Source organism: Stenotrophomonas sp. STEN056 (assembly GCF_056759635.1).
On record NZ_JBRRDL010000036.1, the window covers coordinates 25,012 to 40,446 of the forward strand.

General features: G+C 65.6%; 12 protein-coding genes. 8 read left to right on the forward strand and 4 right to left on the reverse strand.

The genetic code is table 11. The annotated features are described in order from the left end of the window. The first annotated feature begins 176 nt into the window (after positions 1-176). The 3 genes from ACVOLO_RS15555 to ACVOLO_RS15565 are packed head-to-tail and all read left to right on the forward strand — an operon-like array spanning position 177 to position 2,607. Entirely contained in the window at positions 177-1,484 is a 1,308-nt protein-coding gene (locus ACVOLO_RS15555) for a histidine kinase (RefSeq protein ID WP_481571226.1), read from the forward strand. Further along, on the forward strand, positions 1,474-2,247 hold the full coding sequence (locus tag ACVOLO_RS15560; RefSeq protein WP_481571227.1) for a LytR/AlgR family response regulator transcription factor: 774 nt from the start codon (positions 1,474-1,476) through the stop codon (positions 2,245-2,247). The genes ACVOLO_RS15555 and ACVOLO_RS15560 overlap by 11 nt, the downstream gene beginning before the upstream one ends. Positions 2,248-2,277: 30 nt before the next feature. Beyond that, entirely contained in the window at positions 2,278-2,607 is a 330-nt protein-coding gene (locus ACVOLO_RS15565; RefSeq protein ID WP_481571228.1) for a hypothetical protein, read from the forward strand. 126 nt (positions 2,608-2,733) lie between these two features. Here the strand turns inward: ACVOLO_RS15565 and ACVOLO_RS15570 are convergent, their stop codons facing one another. After that, complete coding sequence (locus ACVOLO_RS15570; protein WP_481571229.1) at positions 2,734-3,336, reverse strand: hypothetical protein; 603 nt, start codon at positions 3,334-3,336, stop codon at positions 2,734-2,736. A 331-nt stretch (positions 3,337-3,667) separates the two neighbouring features. Between ACVOLO_RS15570 and ACVOLO_RS15575 the strand changes: the two genes are divergently transcribed. Then, positions 3,668-4,588, forward strand: coding sequence for an oxygenase MpaB family protein (locus tag ACVOLO_RS15575; RefSeq protein WP_481571230.1), 921 nt, complete (start codon positions 3,668-3,670; stop codon positions 4,586-4,588). A 256-nt stretch (positions 4,589-4,844) separates the two neighbouring features. On the opposite strand, the gene ACVOLO_RS15580 is transcribed toward ACVOLO_RS15575, so the two are convergent. Beyond that, the gene (locus ACVOLO_RS15580; protein WP_481571231.1) at positions 4,845-6,950 is read right to left on the reverse strand and encodes a M13 family metallopeptidase; all 2,106 of its coding nucleotides are present in this window, start codon (positions 6,948-6,950) and stop codon (positions 4,845-4,847) included. Positions 6,951-7,244: 294 nt separating this feature from the next. On the opposite strand from ACVOLO_RS15580, the gene ACVOLO_RS15585 reads away from it, so the two are divergent. Then, positions 7,245-10,199 (forward strand): bifunctional diguanylate cyclase/phosphodiesterase, encoded by a 2,955-nt coding sequence (locus ACVOLO_RS15585; RefSeq protein WP_481571237.1) that lies wholly within the window; start codon positions 7,245-7,247, stop codon positions 10,197-10,199. A 7-nt stretch (positions 10,200-10,206) separates the two neighbouring features. Here the strand turns inward: ACVOLO_RS15585 and ACVOLO_RS15590 are convergent, their stop codons facing one another. Next, the gene (locus ACVOLO_RS15590) at positions 10,207-11,109 is read right to left on the reverse strand and encodes a LysR family transcriptional regulator (RefSeq protein ID WP_481571232.1); all 903 of its coding nucleotides are present in this window, start codon (positions 11,107-11,109) and stop codon (positions 10,207-10,209) included. Positions 11,110-11,213: 104 nt separating this feature from the next. Here ACVOLO_RS15590 and ACVOLO_RS15595 point away from each other — a divergent pair, with 104 nt between their 5' ends. Continuing rightward, positions 11,214-12,005, forward strand: a complete 792-nt coding sequence (locus ACVOLO_RS15595) for a dioxygenase family protein (protein ID WP_481571233.1) — start codon at positions 11,214-11,216, stop codon at positions 12,003-12,005. A gap of 595 nt (positions 12,006-12,600) precedes the next feature. Further along, on the forward strand, positions 12,601-14,244 hold the full coding sequence (locus ACVOLO_RS15600; RefSeq protein ID WP_481571234.1) for a Na+/H+ antiporter: 1,644 nt from the start codon (positions 12,601-12,603) through the stop codon (positions 14,242-14,244). A 137-nt stretch (positions 14,245-14,381) separates the two neighbouring features. Here the strand turns inward: ACVOLO_RS15600 and ACVOLO_RS15605 are convergent, their stop codons facing one another. Then, the gene (locus tag ACVOLO_RS15605; RefSeq protein ID WP_481571235.1) at positions 14,382-14,630 is read right to left on the reverse strand and encodes a DUF3297 family protein; all 249 of its coding nucleotides are present in this window, start codon (positions 14,628-14,630) and stop codon (positions 14,382-14,384) included. 139 nt (positions 14,631-14,769) lie between these two features. Between ACVOLO_RS15605 and ACVOLO_RS15610 the strand changes: the two genes are divergently transcribed. After that, positions 14,770-15,312 (forward strand): DUF6630 family protein, encoded by a 543-nt coding sequence (locus ACVOLO_RS15610; RefSeq protein WP_481571236.1) that lies wholly within the window; start codon positions 14,770-14,772, stop codon positions 15,310-15,312. The last annotated feature ends 123 nt before the right edge of the window (positions 15,313-15,435 follow it).

Sequence of the window (15,435 nt, forward strand, 5' to 3'; positions counted from 1 at the left end):
GATGGCGCGGGCGGGGCGTGAGCTGCGCTGCGGGGCGGCCGGCTCCCCGGGCTGAGGGGTTCTGGTCGGCGGCCGGCCCGGTCCGGTCGCCGATTTCCCGGTTTCGTCGCATGGCCCTTGTGCCGTGGCAGCGGCCACTTATCCTCGACGCCAGTTCCCACGCTTCGGGCCCCACCATGCTTGCCAGCCTCTTCCTTGGCTTCCGTATCCTCGCCGTCTGGGCGCTGACGCTGGTTGTCTGCGGCTTTCTGTGGAGTGGTCTGTTCAGCGGTCTGGACGAGCCGCCGGGCTGGATCTTCGGCCTGCTGGCAATGACCTTGATGGTCTTCACCCTCAGCGCCATCGTCGGCCATGTGCGCCGTGTCGGGCTGATCGCCGACCGCCTGGATGCCCAGACCCTGGGCAACCGTCACCGTCGCCAGGTGGAGTTGCCGCTGGATGCGACCACCGCATTCGGCCTGCTGGAGCAGGTCATCGGCCAGATGCCCCGGCTGGAAGGCTTCGAGCGTTCGGTGGGCACCCTGCAACTGCGCGCCCTGCAACGCCGTGCCGATCCCTATGGCGACCGCCCGCCGTCGCGCTGGAACCCGCTGGCGCGGCTGGCGATCAAGCGCAACCAGATCACCGCACGCGTCACCCCGGGCACGGATACCTGCAGCGTGACCTTGTTGTTCGAGCCCGATGCCGGTGCCTGGGTGGATCTGCTGCTGCTCGATGAAGGCAGCAACTTCGAGAACGCCGAGGCGGTGACGCACGCGCTGAGTGGCAAGGTGGCCGAACAGCGCCGCGCCGAGCGCGAGCAGGCCGCCCGCACCGAGGCGGAGAAGGAACTCACCGTGGCCCGGCTCAACCTGCTGCATGCGCAGGTGGAACCGCACTTCCTCTACAACACGCTGGCCAACGCACAGGTGCTGACCCGCGCCGACCCCGAGCGCGCCGAGCAAATGCTGGGCCACTTGATCCACTACCTGCGCAGCTCACTGCCGGGCATCGACCAGTCGGTTTCCACGCTCGGCCAGGAACTGGAACGGGTGCAGGCCTATCTGGAAATACTGCGCATCCGCATGGGCGCGCGCCTGGCGCTGCAGATCGATGTTCCCGATGCACTGCATCACGTCGCGTTGCCGTCGATGTCGCTGCAGACCCTGGTGGAAAATGCCATCAAGCACGGGCTGGAACCCAAGTCCGGTGGTGGCACCGTGTGGATACTGGCGCGGGAGCTGGGCGGCCAGCTGACCGTGACCGTGGCCGACGACGGGCAGGGCATCAACAGCCACAGCAGCGGTACTGGCATCGGCCTGAAGAACCTGCGTGAACGCCTGCGCCTGACCTGCGGTGAGCAGGCCTCGCTGGCCATGGTTTCCAATTTTCCCAGCGGCGTAGCGGCAACCATCAGCCTGCCGTATGTGCCACCTGCGCCGCCGGCTGCCGCTTCTGCGGCGGTGGTGATTCCGCCGGTGCCGGAGTACCCGCATGTTCCTTGAGGCGCTCATTGCCGAAGACGAAGCACTGCTGCGCGAGGCATTGCTCAAACAGCTGCAGCGCCTGTGGCCGGAGCTGCAGGTGGTGGCCGAATGCGAGGATGGCGCCGCCGCACTGGAAGCGCTGGAAAGCCTGCAGCCGGATCTGGCTTTCCTCGACATCCGCATGCCTGGCATCACCGGCATTGATGTGGCGCGTGCACTGCAGAGCGTGAGCCCGAAGACCCAGGTGGTGTTTGTCACTGCCTACGACCAGTACGCCATTGCCGCGTTCGAGCAGGGCGCGGTGGATTATCTGCTCAAGCCGGTCACCGACGAACGCCTGCTGGCAACGCGGCAACGCGTGCTGGCGCGGCGCCAGGCCGGCGTGCCGGATCCGGGCATGCTCGACCGCTTGTTGAAGCAGCTTGTACAGCAGCCGGCCACGCCGCAGACCGCACCGCCGCTGGCCTGGATCACCGCTAGCAACGGCCGCGAAACGCGCCTGGTGATGCTGGAGGACGTGTTGTATTTCCGCGCCGACAGCAAATACACCTCGGTGGTCACCGCCGAGGAAGAACTGCTGCTGCGCAGCTCGCTGCGCGAACTGGCGGCGGCATTGGACCCGAACTGCTTCCGCCAGGTGCACCGTTCCACCATCGTCAACATGAAGGCGGTGGTGTCGGTGAGCCGCGAGGAAACCGGCCGCGGCATCCTGCGCTTGAAGCATCGCAGCGAGACGCTGGTGGTCAGCCAACCGTTCATGAGCCTGTTCCGCGGCATGTGATGCCGCCACCGTTTTTCCAGGAGATGTGCCATGCATTACCTGACCATGTTGCTGGGCGGCCTGCTGTCGATGCTGGGGATCAACGAACCCCCCGGGCAGACATCGGTGACGCGCATCAGCGGTGAGCACACGCTGTTGAGCCGCACCACGGTGCGCCCGGGTGTGGCCAAGTTCCAGTGCCTGCAGAGCGAAAGCGGCAGCTGCGTGTATCAGCTCTACCGCGAGCAGTGCGATGCCCGGCAGGGTACGCAGGTCTGCAGCCGCGAACCGTTGATGGATTTCGTGGTGTTTGTCGGCCGCAGCCGCCAGCTGACGGGCCTGCCGGAAGGCTTTGGCCAACAGGTGCAGATCCGCAGATGACATCGCCGCGACAAGCGCGGCGATGGGGTCCAGCCTTTGCTGTGCTCTCTCCCTTCTCCCGCGTGCGGGACTGCAGCCCCCTTCTTGGGGGAAGGTGCCCGAAGGGCGGATGAGGGCTGCTTCAAATCAGAACGCCGGCTGCAACCTCAAGCCGTCGTCACCAATGTGGTTGAGCCTGCCCACCAGCTCGGAGTGCTGCCGCATGCGGCCCAGCTCACGCATGATGCGGATGTCCTCGTGGCGCAGCTCGCGGTTGGCGGTGACGGCCTGCTTGTAATCCAGCACTTCCGGGTAGTGCTCGGCCATCTCCAGCGCCTGGGCCACGTCGTCCACGCTGTCGGCATCGGAGCTGATGCGCGCGCGGCTGTTGAAGGCCTTCATCCAGCGCTCGAAGCCGGCGGTGTGGTCGAACATGTTGGCCATGAACCAGATCACGAACAGGATCGACACCCACGAGCCCAGCACGATCACCACGCGGGTGAAGGTGATATGGAAATCATCGCGCCACAGGTAGTTGGTGATCAGCCCGAGGATCAGCAGCGAGGATGCCTGCCAGAGCACGATCGAGGCCATCAGCCATTGGCACTTGGCCTGGGCCAGCACCGCGACTTCGTCGCGTATCTGCTGGTCGCTCAGGTTCTTCCAGTGGTCAACCTGCTTCTGGAAGGGCTGGCGGTAAAGTTCATTGTCCTGCAGCAACAATCCCAAACCTTTGAACAACGCAATCATGGTGAGCTCCTTGCAGATCCTGGCTGGAACGAGCGACGGCGAAGCATGAAGCGGTCAGGCGGCTTTAGTTCTAGCACTTTCAGCGCGCTTGGCAATGGGGGTTGTGCGAAGGCACCGCGCTGTCGCGGTTGGATAAATGCGTGAGGGCGGCGGAAATTCTGCGTTGCAACATCACGCAGATGGCCGATTCAAAGAATGCGCGCCGGGAATCGTGCTGCGGCCGCACATGCGGGGGTGAATGCCGCAGCGGGGTGTTTGCCGGGCCATCAGGGCGACAGTGTGGGCAAGGGCAGGGAGCCAGTTGCGCACGCACATCGGTACGATAGCGCCCATGTCGTCCTTATCCCGTCGTGTTTCCGATGCCGCCACCGCCCAGATCCGGCGCTGGGTCCTTGATGCCTTCCCCCGCAACCAGAGCGGTGTGGACTATGACGCACCGCGCGGCGATCCGGGCTGGTTCGGCCCGGACAGCGTCACCTGGCGCATTCATTCCGAGTTCCCCGGCATGTTGGCCGGTGGCCTGTGTGCCCTGATGTTGCAGCTGCTGCATCCGCGCGCGCTGGCCGGCGTGTATGACCACTCCAATTTCCGTGAAGACCTGGTCGGGCGCTTGCGTCGTACCACCAGCTTCGTGGCCGCGACCAGCTACGCGCCGCGGGCCGAAGTGGAAAAGCTGATTGCGCACGTCAAGCGCATTCATGCGCGGGTGGTGGGGCATTTGCCCGATGGCAGCGCGTATGCGGCCGATGATCCGCAGCTGCTGACCTGGGTGCACGTCACCGAGGCATATGGCTTCCTGGAAGGTTGCCGGCGCTATTGCCGCGGCGTGTCCGACGCCATGGCCGACCGTTATTATGACGAATACCGGCGCGTTGCCGAAGCACTCGGCGCCACCGACGTGCCGGCCAGCCAGTCGCAGGTGCATGACTACTTTGCCGCGCAGCAGCCACAGCTGCGCATGGACGAGCGTTCACGCGAAGTGCTGGAGGTGCTCAGCGCCGTGCGCCTGCCGGTGCCGTTGCCGGGCATGTCGCGGGAAGTGTTCCTGGCCGCCGGTGCCGCGTTGCTGCCGCAATGGGCCGAGCAGTTGATCGGCCGCAGCCGTGGCCAGCACCTGCAGTCGGTGGTGTCCGCACGCATGTTGCGCAGCGTGGCGCCGTTGTTCCGCATTGCATTGAACGATGGCATTTCCACCCGTGCGTGCAAGCGGGTGGGCGAAGATCCGGCGGTTTTGATGCAGTGGCCGGCGTGAGGGTTTGATGGGTTTGTTGTTGGGGTGAGAGGGGGCGCGGAGCAAAAGCTCACCCCTCCCCAACCCTCCCCTTCGCCATGCGAAAGGGAGGGGGCAGATGCGGCTTTCGTCGCACGCTGACAGACCACGCAAGACCGCTCCCTCCCTTTGCCAAAGGCAAGGGGAGGGTTGGGGAGGGGTAAAGCCTTTCACAAACACACCAACAGAAAAACGGGCGCCGAAGCGCCCGTTTTCCATCAAGCACTCACAACGCCAATCACCAGACCTTGACCCGCTTGTCCGGTGCCAGATACAGCGCCTGGCCGTCCTTGACCTCGAATGCCGGATACCACGCATCCAGGTTGCGCACGGTCAAGGTGCGGAACTGACCCGGTGCGTGCACGTTGGTCAGCAGTGAGTTGCGCAGCGACTGCTCGCGTGCCTTGCTGCGCCAAGCCTGGGCAAAGCCGAGGAAGAAACGCTGGTCTGGCGTGAAGCCTTCCAGGGTCTGCTCCTGTTTGCCCTGCAGCGACAGGCGGTAGGCGTCGTAGGCGGTGGCCAGGCCGGCGACATCGGCGATGTTCTCGCCCAGGGTCAGGCGGCCGTTGACGTGCACGCCGGGGAAGGGTTCGTAACTGCTGAACTGCGCAGCCAGTGCATCGCCGGCGGCGTTGAACTGTTTCAGATCATTGGCCGTCCACCAGTTGTGCAGCTTGCCGGTTTCATCGAACAGTGCGCCGGCATTGTCGAAGCCGTGGCTGATTTCATGGCCGATCACCGCGCCGATCGCGCCGTAGTTGATCGCATCATCGGCGGCACCGTCGAAGAACGGCGGCTGCAGGATGGCGGCCGGGAACACCAGGCGGTTTTCCAGCGGCACGTTCATTGCATTGATGGTCTGCGGCAGCATCGCCCACTCGTCGTGATCGACCGGCTGGCCGAGTTTGGCCAGGTTGCGCTGGTACTCGAACAGCGAGGCACGCTGCGCATTGCCCAGTGCATCGTCGCGCTTCACTTCCAGGGCGCTGTAGTCGCGCCACTTGGCCGGGTAGCCCATGCCGACCTTGAGCCCGGCAACCTTGGCCTTGGCGTGTGCCTTGGTTTCCGGCGACATCCACTCCAGTGCGTCGATGCGTTTGGCGAAGGCGGCAATGATGTTCCTGGCCATTTCGTCGGCGCGTGCCTTGGTGGCCGGGTCGAAGTGGCGCTCGACGTAGATCTTGCCCACCGCTTCGCCGATGGCGTCGTTGGTAGCGGCCACGCTGCGCTTCCAGCGTTCGCTCTGCTGCGGGGTGCCGCTCAGGGCCGTGCCATGGAAGGCGAAGTGTGCATCGGCGAACGCCTTGGGAAGGTAGGGCGCGGCTTCATCCACTGCGTGGAACGCCAGGTAGTCCTTCCAGGTTTCCAGCGGTTCGCTGGCGACCAGCCGGGACAGGCCGGCGACGGCCCCGGGCTGCCACACGATGAAGTCCTGCTGTGCCGACAGGCCCGCACCGTCCAGGAACGCGGCCCAGTCCAACCCCGGCGCCTTGCTGCTCAGGTCAGCCTGCTTCCAGGCATTGGCGCCTTTTTCGACGTTGTTGGTTTCTTCCTGGGTGGCATGGGCACGGGCGATCTTCGTTTCCAGGGCGACGATGCGTGCGGCCTTGGCAGTGGCATCGCGGTCGCCGGACAGTTCCAGCAGCTTGGCAACGTAGCCTTCATAGGCCTTGCGCAGCTCGGCCATGCGGCCGTCCTGCAGATAGAAGTCGCGGTCCGGCATGCCCAGGCCGCCCTGCACCAGATACGGCGCGTTGCGCTCGGGCTGCAGCAGGTCGGCCGATACCCATACGCCGAACAGGTGCGGCGTATAGAAATTGGTGGCGTTGAGCAGGTCCACGTCCGCGCGCAGCGTGCCGCCCAGCGCCTTGGCCAGCGCCTGCTTGTCGGCGATGCCGGTGATGGCCTGCAACTGCGGCTGCAGCGGTGCGGTGCCGCGTGCCTCGATGGCGGCCTCATCCATGAAGGCGGCGTAGTAGTCGCCGATCTTGCGGGCTTCGCCATCGCTGGCCTTGGCGCTTTCTTCCATGATCGCGCGGGTGTCGGCCAGGGTCTTTTCGGCGATTACGTTGAAGCTGCCCTGGCTGGAACGGTCGGCGGGGATCTCGGTGCGTTTGACCCATTCCCCGTTGGCGAAGTCGAAGAAGTTGTCGCCCGCCGCGACGCTGCGATCCATGCCGCTTGCATCAAAGCCGAAGCTGCCCAGCTGGGCCTTGGCCGCGGCGGTGGCTGCTGCTGCCGGCGCGGCATCGTCGGCAGCCCGGGGGGCGTCCTTGTTGCAGCCGCTCAGTGACAGTGCAGCGCCGATTGCCAGCATCAAAAGGGAACGTTGCAGGGCCATCATGGGGTCCAGGTGAAAAGACCGGCCAAGTCTAATCCCGTGCCCGCAAGGATGCAGATGCGGACTTTGGCAATTGATTTCGTCGTGCAGGTGCAGCAAAAAAAGCCGGATTTCCTCTTCACGGCAGTAGTGGTTGTGCTGCATGCTGTGTGCGGTTTGCTGCTGGTGGTGTCTGGGGAGACACTTGCAGCGCAGTCTCATGCCGGAGCATGCGGTTGCTTTTTTGCTGGCTCCCTGTTGCCCACGCTCTTGGAACAACCTAGTGATGCCTGCCTGTCGCCCCGCCATGCGCTGGAAATGCCCGTGAACCGGGTTCAGGGGCATCCCTTGCGTGTGATTTCCATCGCCGGTGCCTCGGTCGCGGTCATGTTGGCGGTGGCCTTGGCGCTGATGCTGTGGAACGACCGCAGCAGCCGGCTGGAAGCCGCGCAACGGCAGAGCATGGCCCTGGCCAGCGGCAGTGACCGCCTGCTGCGTGCGCAGCTGATCACCCTGGAGCGGGCATTGCGGGGCACCGCCAACGATGGCCGTGAGTTCTACCGGCGGGTGCCGGACAAGGCGGTGGAACTGCTGGAAGCCAATATCCGCGGCGTGCTGGAGCGCAACCGCGACCTGGCCTCGATCACGCTGGTTGATGACCAGGGAAAGCCGCTGTCGCACGGACTGGGTGATCCCACGCTGCGCAGCTGGGTGGTGCCGCAGAACCGCCTGCTCAGCGGCGAGTTGTATGTCGGCGCGCTGGAGCAGTTGCCCGAAGGCGTCTGGGTGGTGCGTACCGCCTTGCCCATGCAGCCGGGGCAGTGGCTGCTGACACGGGTGCGGCTGGGCATGTTCCAGGATGTCGTCAGGGGGCTGGATGTCGGCCGCGACGGGGTGGCCTCCATCGGCAACCTGTACGGACAACTGCTGGCACACAGCCGTGACCCGGCCGCGCTGATCGGCAAGCAACTGCCTTCGCCGATGCACATACTGGCGCCCTCGCCGCAGGTGATGCCGCGTGGCGTGGTGGAGAGCCCCTCCGACGGGCAGAAGCGCATCGCCGCGGTCAGCGTGCCCACCGACTATCCGCTGACCCTGTACGCCGCGTTGTCCTATGACGAAGTGATGGCGCGCTGGTATGTGTTCCTCTACGCGGCCATCGGCATCTTCCTGCTCTACCTGCTGGGGCTGGCCTACCTGCTGCACAGCCTGCGCCGCAGTGCCCTGCAGGAAGAACGCCTGAACGAAGAATTGCAGTCCGGAACCGCCGAGCTGGCACTGGCCCATGAAGTGGGCAAGGTGGGCACCTGGTCCATCCACGGCGATGGGCTGACCCTGGACTGGTCGCTGCTCACCCAGCAGATGTTGAACCTGCCCACGCGGGCGTCAACGCTGGACGGCTTCCTGCGGCGGGTTCATGAGGAAGACCGTGACTGGCTGCAGGTGATGCTGAACCACGCCCGCGAGGGCAAGGGCGCGTTGAATGCCATGTTCCGCCTGTACATGGCCGATGGAACCTTGCGCTGGTTGTCCGCACGTGGCGAAAGAATCAACAGCCCGGGCCAGTCGCCGCGTCTTGCCGGTGCGGTGGTGGACATCAGCGAACGGGTACATATCGAAGCCCGCGCGCTGGAAGCCGAGCGCCAGTTCCGCCTGGTGTTCGACCGCAACCCCGCGCCGTTCTGGATCTTCGACCTTGCCACGCTGCGTTTTCTGGAAGTGAACCAGGCGGCGGTGGACCAGTACGGCTTCAGCCGCGATGAATTCCTGTCCATGTCGATCCTGGACGTGCGGCCGGCCGAAGACCGCGAAGCCATTCGCCGCACGGTGATGGCAGTGGCCAGCGGCCAGCCGATGCTGTTGCCGGTGCACCGGCACAAGCGCAAGGACGGCAGCATCTTTGAAGTGCAGGCGCATGGCGCGCGGCTGGAATTCGGCGGGCACGATGCCTGCCTCGTGCTGGCCGAAGATGTCAGCCAGCGGCTGCGCTACGAGAAGGAACTGGCCTACCGCGCCAGCCACCATGCAGGCACCGGCCTGCTGACCGTGCGCGCCCTGGCCGAAAAGCTCGACGCTGGCGGTGGCGGTTACACCATCGCGCATGTGCAGCTGCGCGGCCTGCAGATGATCGCCGACACGCTGGGGCGTGAGGCTGGCGAGGAGGCCCTGCACTCGGTGGCCGTGCGTCTGGGCGGGCTGGCCGCACGGCATGGCCTGCTGGCACACCAGCCGGCCGAGGATTTCGTGCTGGCGATCCATCCGACGGCCGATGTGCAGTTGGCCCTGGACGCTTTGTTGGAGGCGGTGACCGAGCCGGTCCGCGGCCGTGACACTTTCCACCAGCTGGAAGCGCGTATCGGTGTGGCCAGCAACCCGGTCGATGGTGAGCTGGCCGAACAAGTGCTGGGGCGCGCGGCACAGGCGGCCCACGCCGCGCGCGAGACCGGCGTTGCCCTGGCGCGGTTTGTACCGGCGATGGCCACGCGCTACACCGAGCGGCTGCAGTTGGCCGGGCGCGTGCACATGGCCATTGACCGCAACGAGTTCGACCTGCATTTCCAGCCCATCCGCCACGCCGCCGACGGCAGCCCGGTGGCACTGGAGGCATTGCTGCGTTGGCCGCAGGCCGATGGCAGCTTCATCCCGCCGGGCGACTTCATCCAGCTGTGCGAGGACACCGGCCTGATCATCGCGCTGGGCCGCTGGGTGATCCGCAATGCGGCGCATGCCCAGCAGCAACTGGTGGAGGCCGGCTGGGACCAGCTGCCCATCGCAGTGAATGTATCGGCGGTGCAGTTCTTCAATACCGACCTGGCCAACGAGTTCTGCCGCGTCATCGAAGAATTCGGCCTGCCGCGCGGCTCGCTGCACCTGGAGCTGACCGAGAGCAGCCTGATGCGCAACCCGGCACAGGCACTGCAGACCATGCAACGCCTGCATGAGCGGGGCATCCACATTTCACTGGATGACTTCGGCACCGGCTTCTCGTCGATGTCCTACCTGCAGCACCTGCCGCTGGATTCGCTGAAGATCGACCGCAGCTTCGTGGCCGATGTCGAGACCAACCCGCGCAATGCGGCCATCTGCCGCGCGCTGTTGTCGCTGGGCCACAGCATGGGCCTGATGGTGATTGCCGAAGGCGTGGAGACCGAAGGGCAGTACGGCTGGCTGGCCGCGCATGGCTGTGACCAGGTGCAGGGCTACCTGCTGGGCCGGCCGATGCCGCTGGCCGATATCCTGGCGCTGCTGGCAACGGTGCACAGCGTGGAGTGAGCCACCCTCACGCGGAGGCTTCGCCGTCCTCGCCCATGCATTCCACCAGGTAGTCGATGAAGCTGCGCACCTTGGGTGCCAGGTGGCTGCGGCTGGCATAGACCGCATGGATGTCCAGGGGCGGCACGTCCCATTCCGGCAGCACCGGCACCAGCTGGCCGCTGGCCAGTGCCGGGCCGATGAGGAAATCAGGCTGCGCGATGATGCCCATGCCGGCGATGGCCGCCTCGCGCAGCACTTCGCCATTGTTGGCCCGCATGCGCGGGTTGAAGGTGACGCTGGTCTCGCCGTCGGGCCCGCGCAGCGTCCAGCTGTCGCCACTGGCCGAGTAGGTGTAGGACAGGAAGTCGTGCTCGGCCAGCGCCTGCGGCGTGCCCGGTGCGCCACGCCGGGCGATGTAGGACGGCGCGGCGCACAACGTGATGCGGGCCTGTGCCAGCCGCCGTGCGATCAACGAGGGAGAAGGATGACGGGTGATGCGAATGGCCAGATCGAAGCCTTCTTCCACCATGTCCACCAGCCGGTCGGACAGGGACAGATCCAGCTCCACCTGTGGGTAACGCGCGCTGTAGCCAGGCAGCAACGGCGCCAGGCGGGTGATGCCGTAGCTGACCGGGGCGTTGATGCGCAGCCGCCCGGACGGCTGCAACGCCTGCGCACCGACCGAGGCTTCCAGTGCGTCGAATTCGGCCAGCAACTGGACGCAGCGCTGGTAATAGGCCGCGCCGGTGCTGGTTGGGCTGACCCGGCGCGTGGTGCGGTTGAGCAGGCGCGCGGACAGGCGTTTTTCCAGCGCGGCAATCTGCCGGGTGACGGCGGCGGTGGACATGTCCAGGGCATCGGCGGCGGCACTGAAGCCGTTGCGCTCGACCACGGCGACGAACACCCGCATGGCATCGATCGTGTCCATTGTTTCCGCTTCCGCAATAAAACGTTGTTGCCGAGGTTATTTGTTGCCATGGCGGCGCGCAATAAGCTGGCGAGCATGTTCCTGTCCTGCTGGAGACACCTGCCATGAGTCGCCTGCCTTCGCTCTATATCTCCCATGGTTCGCCAATGACCGCGCTGGAGCCGGGCCTGGTGGGGCCGCGCCTGGCAGAGCTGGCCGCCGGCATGCAGCGCCCGCGCGCCGTCGTGATGGCTTCGGCGCATTGGCTGGGACGCATGCCGCTGGTGTCTGGCAGCGCCGCGCCGGAAACAATCCACGACTTCGGCGGCTTCCCGGACGCGTTGTATCAATTGCAGTACCCGGCGCCGGGCGCGCCGGAACTGGCCCAGGACGTGGCGCAGCGGCTGCAGGCAGCCGGGCTGAAGCCCGTCATCGACCCCAACCGTGGCCTGGACCACGGCGCCTGGGTGCCGCTGCGCTATCTGTATCCGCAGGCGGACATCCCGGTGCTGCAGGTTTCGATCCAGCCGATGCTGGGCCCGGCGCACCAGTTCGCAATGGGCCGTGCACTGGCGCCGCTGCGCGAGCAGGGTGTGTTGCTGGTCGGCTCCGGCAGCATCACCCACAACCTGCACGAGTGGCGCAACTACCCGCAGGGCAAGGAAGCGCCGTACGTGCGGCCGTTCATCGAGTGGGTGGAGCAGAAGCTGGGCGACAACGACATCCCGGCGCTGTTCGACTACCGCCGGCAGGCGCCGTTCGCCGAACAGGCGCACCCCACCGACGAGCACCTGCTGCCGCTGTACTTCGCCATGGGCGCGGCCGGTTCCGACGAGCTGGGCGCCACGCGGATCGATGCAGGCATCGACATGGGCTTCCTGGCGATGGACATCTATCGTTTTGATGGCGCGCGCTGAAGCAAAAATGCAACTGCAGCCGCCTCTACTCCCTCCCTTGCGAGGCAGGGGAGGGCGGGGGAGGGGTAAAGCACGTAGCGCTGACGTCAGGGTGGAATGCCTGAACACACGGCTGTGGATGCAATGCATGCAGCAACAAGCAACAAAGGCACCCCTCCCCAACCCTCCCCTTCACCTTCGGTGAAAGGGAGGGCGCGGTGCGCCAGCAATGCACCGCCCCTCTTGCAGCTTCGGCTCTCTCCCTTGCGAAGCAGGGGAGGGGTAAAGCACGCAGCGCTGACGTCACGATGGAATGCCTGCACACGGCTGTGGATGCAACGCATGCAGCAACAAGCAGCAAAAGCACCCCTCCCCAACCCTCCCCTTCACCTTCGGTGAAAGGGAGGGAGCGGTGCGTCAGCAATGCACGGCCCCTCTTGCAGCTTCCACCCCCTCCCTTGCGAAGCAGGGGAGGGTTGGGGAGGGGGGCTTTTCACCCAACCTCCGCTGACGAAACACCACATCGCCTCGCATTCATCGTGTGCTGTGCTAGTTTTTTTGGGTTGCCAGCGCAGCGCCTCAGCAGGCTCTGCGCGCGCCCGTTTCTGGAACACGCATGCATACGATCGAAGTCGTCCTGGCGATGCTGGTGGCCGTTGTCGCCAGCGGCTACCTGGTAAGAATCCTGCCGTTCTCACTGCCGCTGCCGCTGGTGCAGATCGGCCTGGGGGCGTTGATTGCCGGTGTGTTCAAGCGCGGCCATGCGCTTGAGCCGGACATGTTCTTCCTGCTGTTCCTGCCGCCGCTGTTGTTCCTGGACGGCTGGCGCATTCCCAAACAGGGCCTGTTCCGCGACAAGGGCGCCATCCTGGAGCTGGCGTTCGGGCTGGTGGTGTTCACCGTGGTCGGCGCCGGTTTGCTGATCCACTGGATGATCCCGAGCATGCCGATGGCGGTGGCGTTCGCGCTGGCGGCGATCATTTCACCGACCGATCCGGTGGCGGTCAGCGCCATCGCCTCGCGGGTGCCGATTCCCAAGCGGCTGATGCACATACTGGAAGGCGAATCGCTGCTCAACGATGCCTCCGGCCTGGTGTGCTTCCGCTTTGCCGTCGCGGCGGTGATGACCGGGAGCTTTTCGCTGGCCGAAGCCTCGCTGACCTTCCTGTGGGTGTCGGTGGCCGGCCTGGCCATCGGCGTGGCGGTGACCTGGGGCGTGTCCACGTTCCAGCGCTGGCTGTGGCACGGCTTTGGCGAGGAACCGGGCGCGGCCTTGCTGGTCAACCTGCTGATCCCGTTCGCGGCCTACCTGCTGGCCGAAGAGCTCAATGCCTCCGGCATCCTGGCCGCGGTGGCCGCCGGCATCACCATGAGCTACGTCGAGCTCACCGGCCGCATCAGCGGCAGCATGCGGGTGCAGCGCAGCGCGGTGTGGAACACGGTGCAGTTCACCTTCAACGGCATCATCTTCGTGCTGCTGGGCGAGCAGTTGCCCGGCATCGTGGAGCGGGCGATCCAGTTCATGGAACTCAGCGGCCAGCACAGCGCGTGGTGGCTGGTGGTGTACGTGCTGGCCATCAACGCGATGCTGGTGGTGATGCGGCTGACCTTCGTGTGGTTGTCGCTGCGCTGGAACCTGCTCAAGGCGCGCATGCGCGGCGAGAAGGGCACGCACACGCCCGGGCGGGTGGTGCTGGCGATGTCGGTGGCCGGCGTGCGCGGTGCCATCACCCTGGCCGGCGTGCTGACCCTGCCGCTGATGATTCCCGGCGGCGAGCCGTTCCCGGCACGTGATCTGGTGATCTTCCTGGCTGCCGCGGTGATCCTGGTATCCCTGGTGGCGGCCAGCCTGCTGCTGCCGCGCCTGCTCAAGGGGCTGGAGTTGCCCAAGGACGACACCAGCCGCCGCGAAGAGGACCTGGCCCGCAAGACCGCTTCCAAGGCGGCACTGGCTGCGGTCGAAAAAGCGCGCCAGCAGCTGGTGGAAGGGCAGAGCACCACCAATGTGCAGCTGTACAACGATGCTGCCGCGCGGGTGAGCCTGCTTTACCAGCGCAATCTGGAAAAAGGCCAGGGCCCGGATGAAGACCCGGAGCAGGTCAAGCGCATGGAGCAGGCCTACCGCAGCCTGCGCGCGGCCGGGCTGGAGGCCGAGCGTGATGAATTGTTCCGGTTGACCCGGCGCGGGCAGATCTCCGATGAGATATCGCGCAAGCTGATCCGCAACCTGGACCTGCTGGAAAGCCGGAAGCGGGATTGAGGGTTTTTCTTTGAGGCCTGCCCTCACCCCAACCCCTCTCCCGCTTGCGGGAGAGGGGCTAAAGCGGGTTCGCTTGCGCTCTGAGAGCCCCTCTCCCGCAAGCGGGAGAGGGGTTGGGGTGAGGGCAGCTTTGCGCCTTACGCGTTCTTCAGCTCAAGAAAATACGGCTCCACCGTGCCCTTGATCTTCAGTGTCATCGGGTTGCCGCGACGGTCGCGGGCCTTGCCGGCCTGCACGCGGATCCAGCCTTCGGCAACGGAGTATTCCTCGACGTCATCGCGCTCGATGCCGTTGAAACGTACGCCAACGCCGCGCTCCAGCGCAGCAGCGTCATGGAACGGGCTCTGGGGGTTGACCGCCAGGTGATCGGGAGGGGTCTCGCTCATGTCAATGCTTCATTGAAGGCCACCGTGGCCTTCTTCCGGGCGCAAGGATAACCGCTGGTGACGCATTGCCGGGCGCAACGGCTTCCGCTGCCGCGCCGGCGGCGGCAGAATGCGCGCCATCATGTAGTGGAAAAGTGCCATGCCCGACAACAGCGCCGATTACGAAGATTCCGACGAACTGCAGCCCACGTTCGACGAGGACGACCATCCGGCGCGGGTCTGGAACCTGCTGTGGCTGATCAACCCGGGCGACGAGGACGCGGCCCTGCAGCAGTTCGACGCCTGGCGCGAAGCGCGTGCCGGCGCGGAGGATGACTTCTCCGACGAGAGCTGGTTGTGGGACCTGAAGGACGTCATCGACTGGCGTTCGGGCTTCTACGTGGACTGGAAGGACACCGAGTCCTTCGTCTCGGCGCTGGAGGAGCTGGCCGCGCGCTGGAACCTGGGCATCGACTGGGGCGGCGATCTGGACGATGAGGACTTCGCTGAGGATCTCGACGTACCGGCGCTGATGAGCACGGCTTACGACAAGCTGCGCGAGCACGGTTATTCGGTGTGGAACTGGAACACCGGCGGCGATGCCTATGCCGGCTGGATCGCACTGAGCCGCGACGACGAAGCCATGCTCGCCCTGTGCTCATTGCTGGGCGTGGAAGTACGGCCGGGCAGCGATCCGTTCTGAGCGCAGTCCCGCTTGTAGGAGTCAACTGTCTTGCACAGTCTCCATAGAGCCGACCCGCCAAGGCGCGTTGTCACGCTTCATCGCGTTGAGCCGGGTCAGGTATTTGCGCATGCAGGCGGTAAC

Coding starts and splice junctions, on each gene's coding strand:
- ACVOLO_RS15575 (WP_481571230.1), top strand. CDS start 3,668: ATGTCGTCCTTATCCCGTCGTGTTTCCGATGCCGCCACCGCCCAGATC.
- ACVOLO_RS15610 (WP_481571236.1), top strand. CDS start 14,770: ATGCCCGACAACAGCGCCGATTACGAAGATTCCGACGAACTGCAGCCC.
- ACVOLO_RS15565 (WP_481571228.1), top strand. CDS start 2,278: ATGCATTACCTGACCATGTTGCTGGGCGGCCTGCTGTCGATGCTGGGG.
- ACVOLO_RS15585 (WP_481571237.1), top strand. CDS start 7,245: ATGCCCGTGAACCGGGTTCAGGGGCATCCCTTGCGTGTGATTTCCATC.
- ACVOLO_RS15560 (WP_481571227.1), top strand. CDS start 1,474: ATGTTCCTTGAGGCGCTCATTGCCGAAGACGAAGCACTGCTGCGCGAG.
- ACVOLO_RS15590 (WP_481571232.1), bottom strand. CDS start 11,109: ATGGACACGATCGATGCCATGCGGGTGTTCGTCGCCGTGGTCGAGCGC.
- ACVOLO_RS15580 (WP_481571231.1), bottom strand. CDS start 6,950: ATGATGGCCCTGCAACGTTCCCTTTTGATGCTGGCAATCGGCGCTGCA.
- ACVOLO_RS15595 (WP_481571233.1), top strand. CDS start 11,214: ATGAGTCGCCTGCCTTCGCTCTATATCTCCCATGGTTCGCCAATGACC.
- ACVOLO_RS15570 (WP_481571229.1), bottom strand. CDS start 3,336: ATGATTGCGTTGTTCAAAGGTTTGGGATTGTTGCTGCAGGACAATGAA.
- ACVOLO_RS15600 (WP_481571234.1), top strand. CDS start 12,601: ATGCATACGATCGAAGTCGTCCTGGCGATGCTGGTGGCCGTTGTCGCC.
- ACVOLO_RS15605 (WP_481571235.1), bottom strand. CDS start 14,630: ATGAGCGAGACCCCTCCCGATCACCTGGCGGTCAACCCCCAGAGCCCG.
- ACVOLO_RS15555 (WP_481571226.1), top strand. CDS start 177: ATGCTTGCCAGCCTCTTCCTTGGCTTCCGTATCCTCGCCGTCTGGGCG.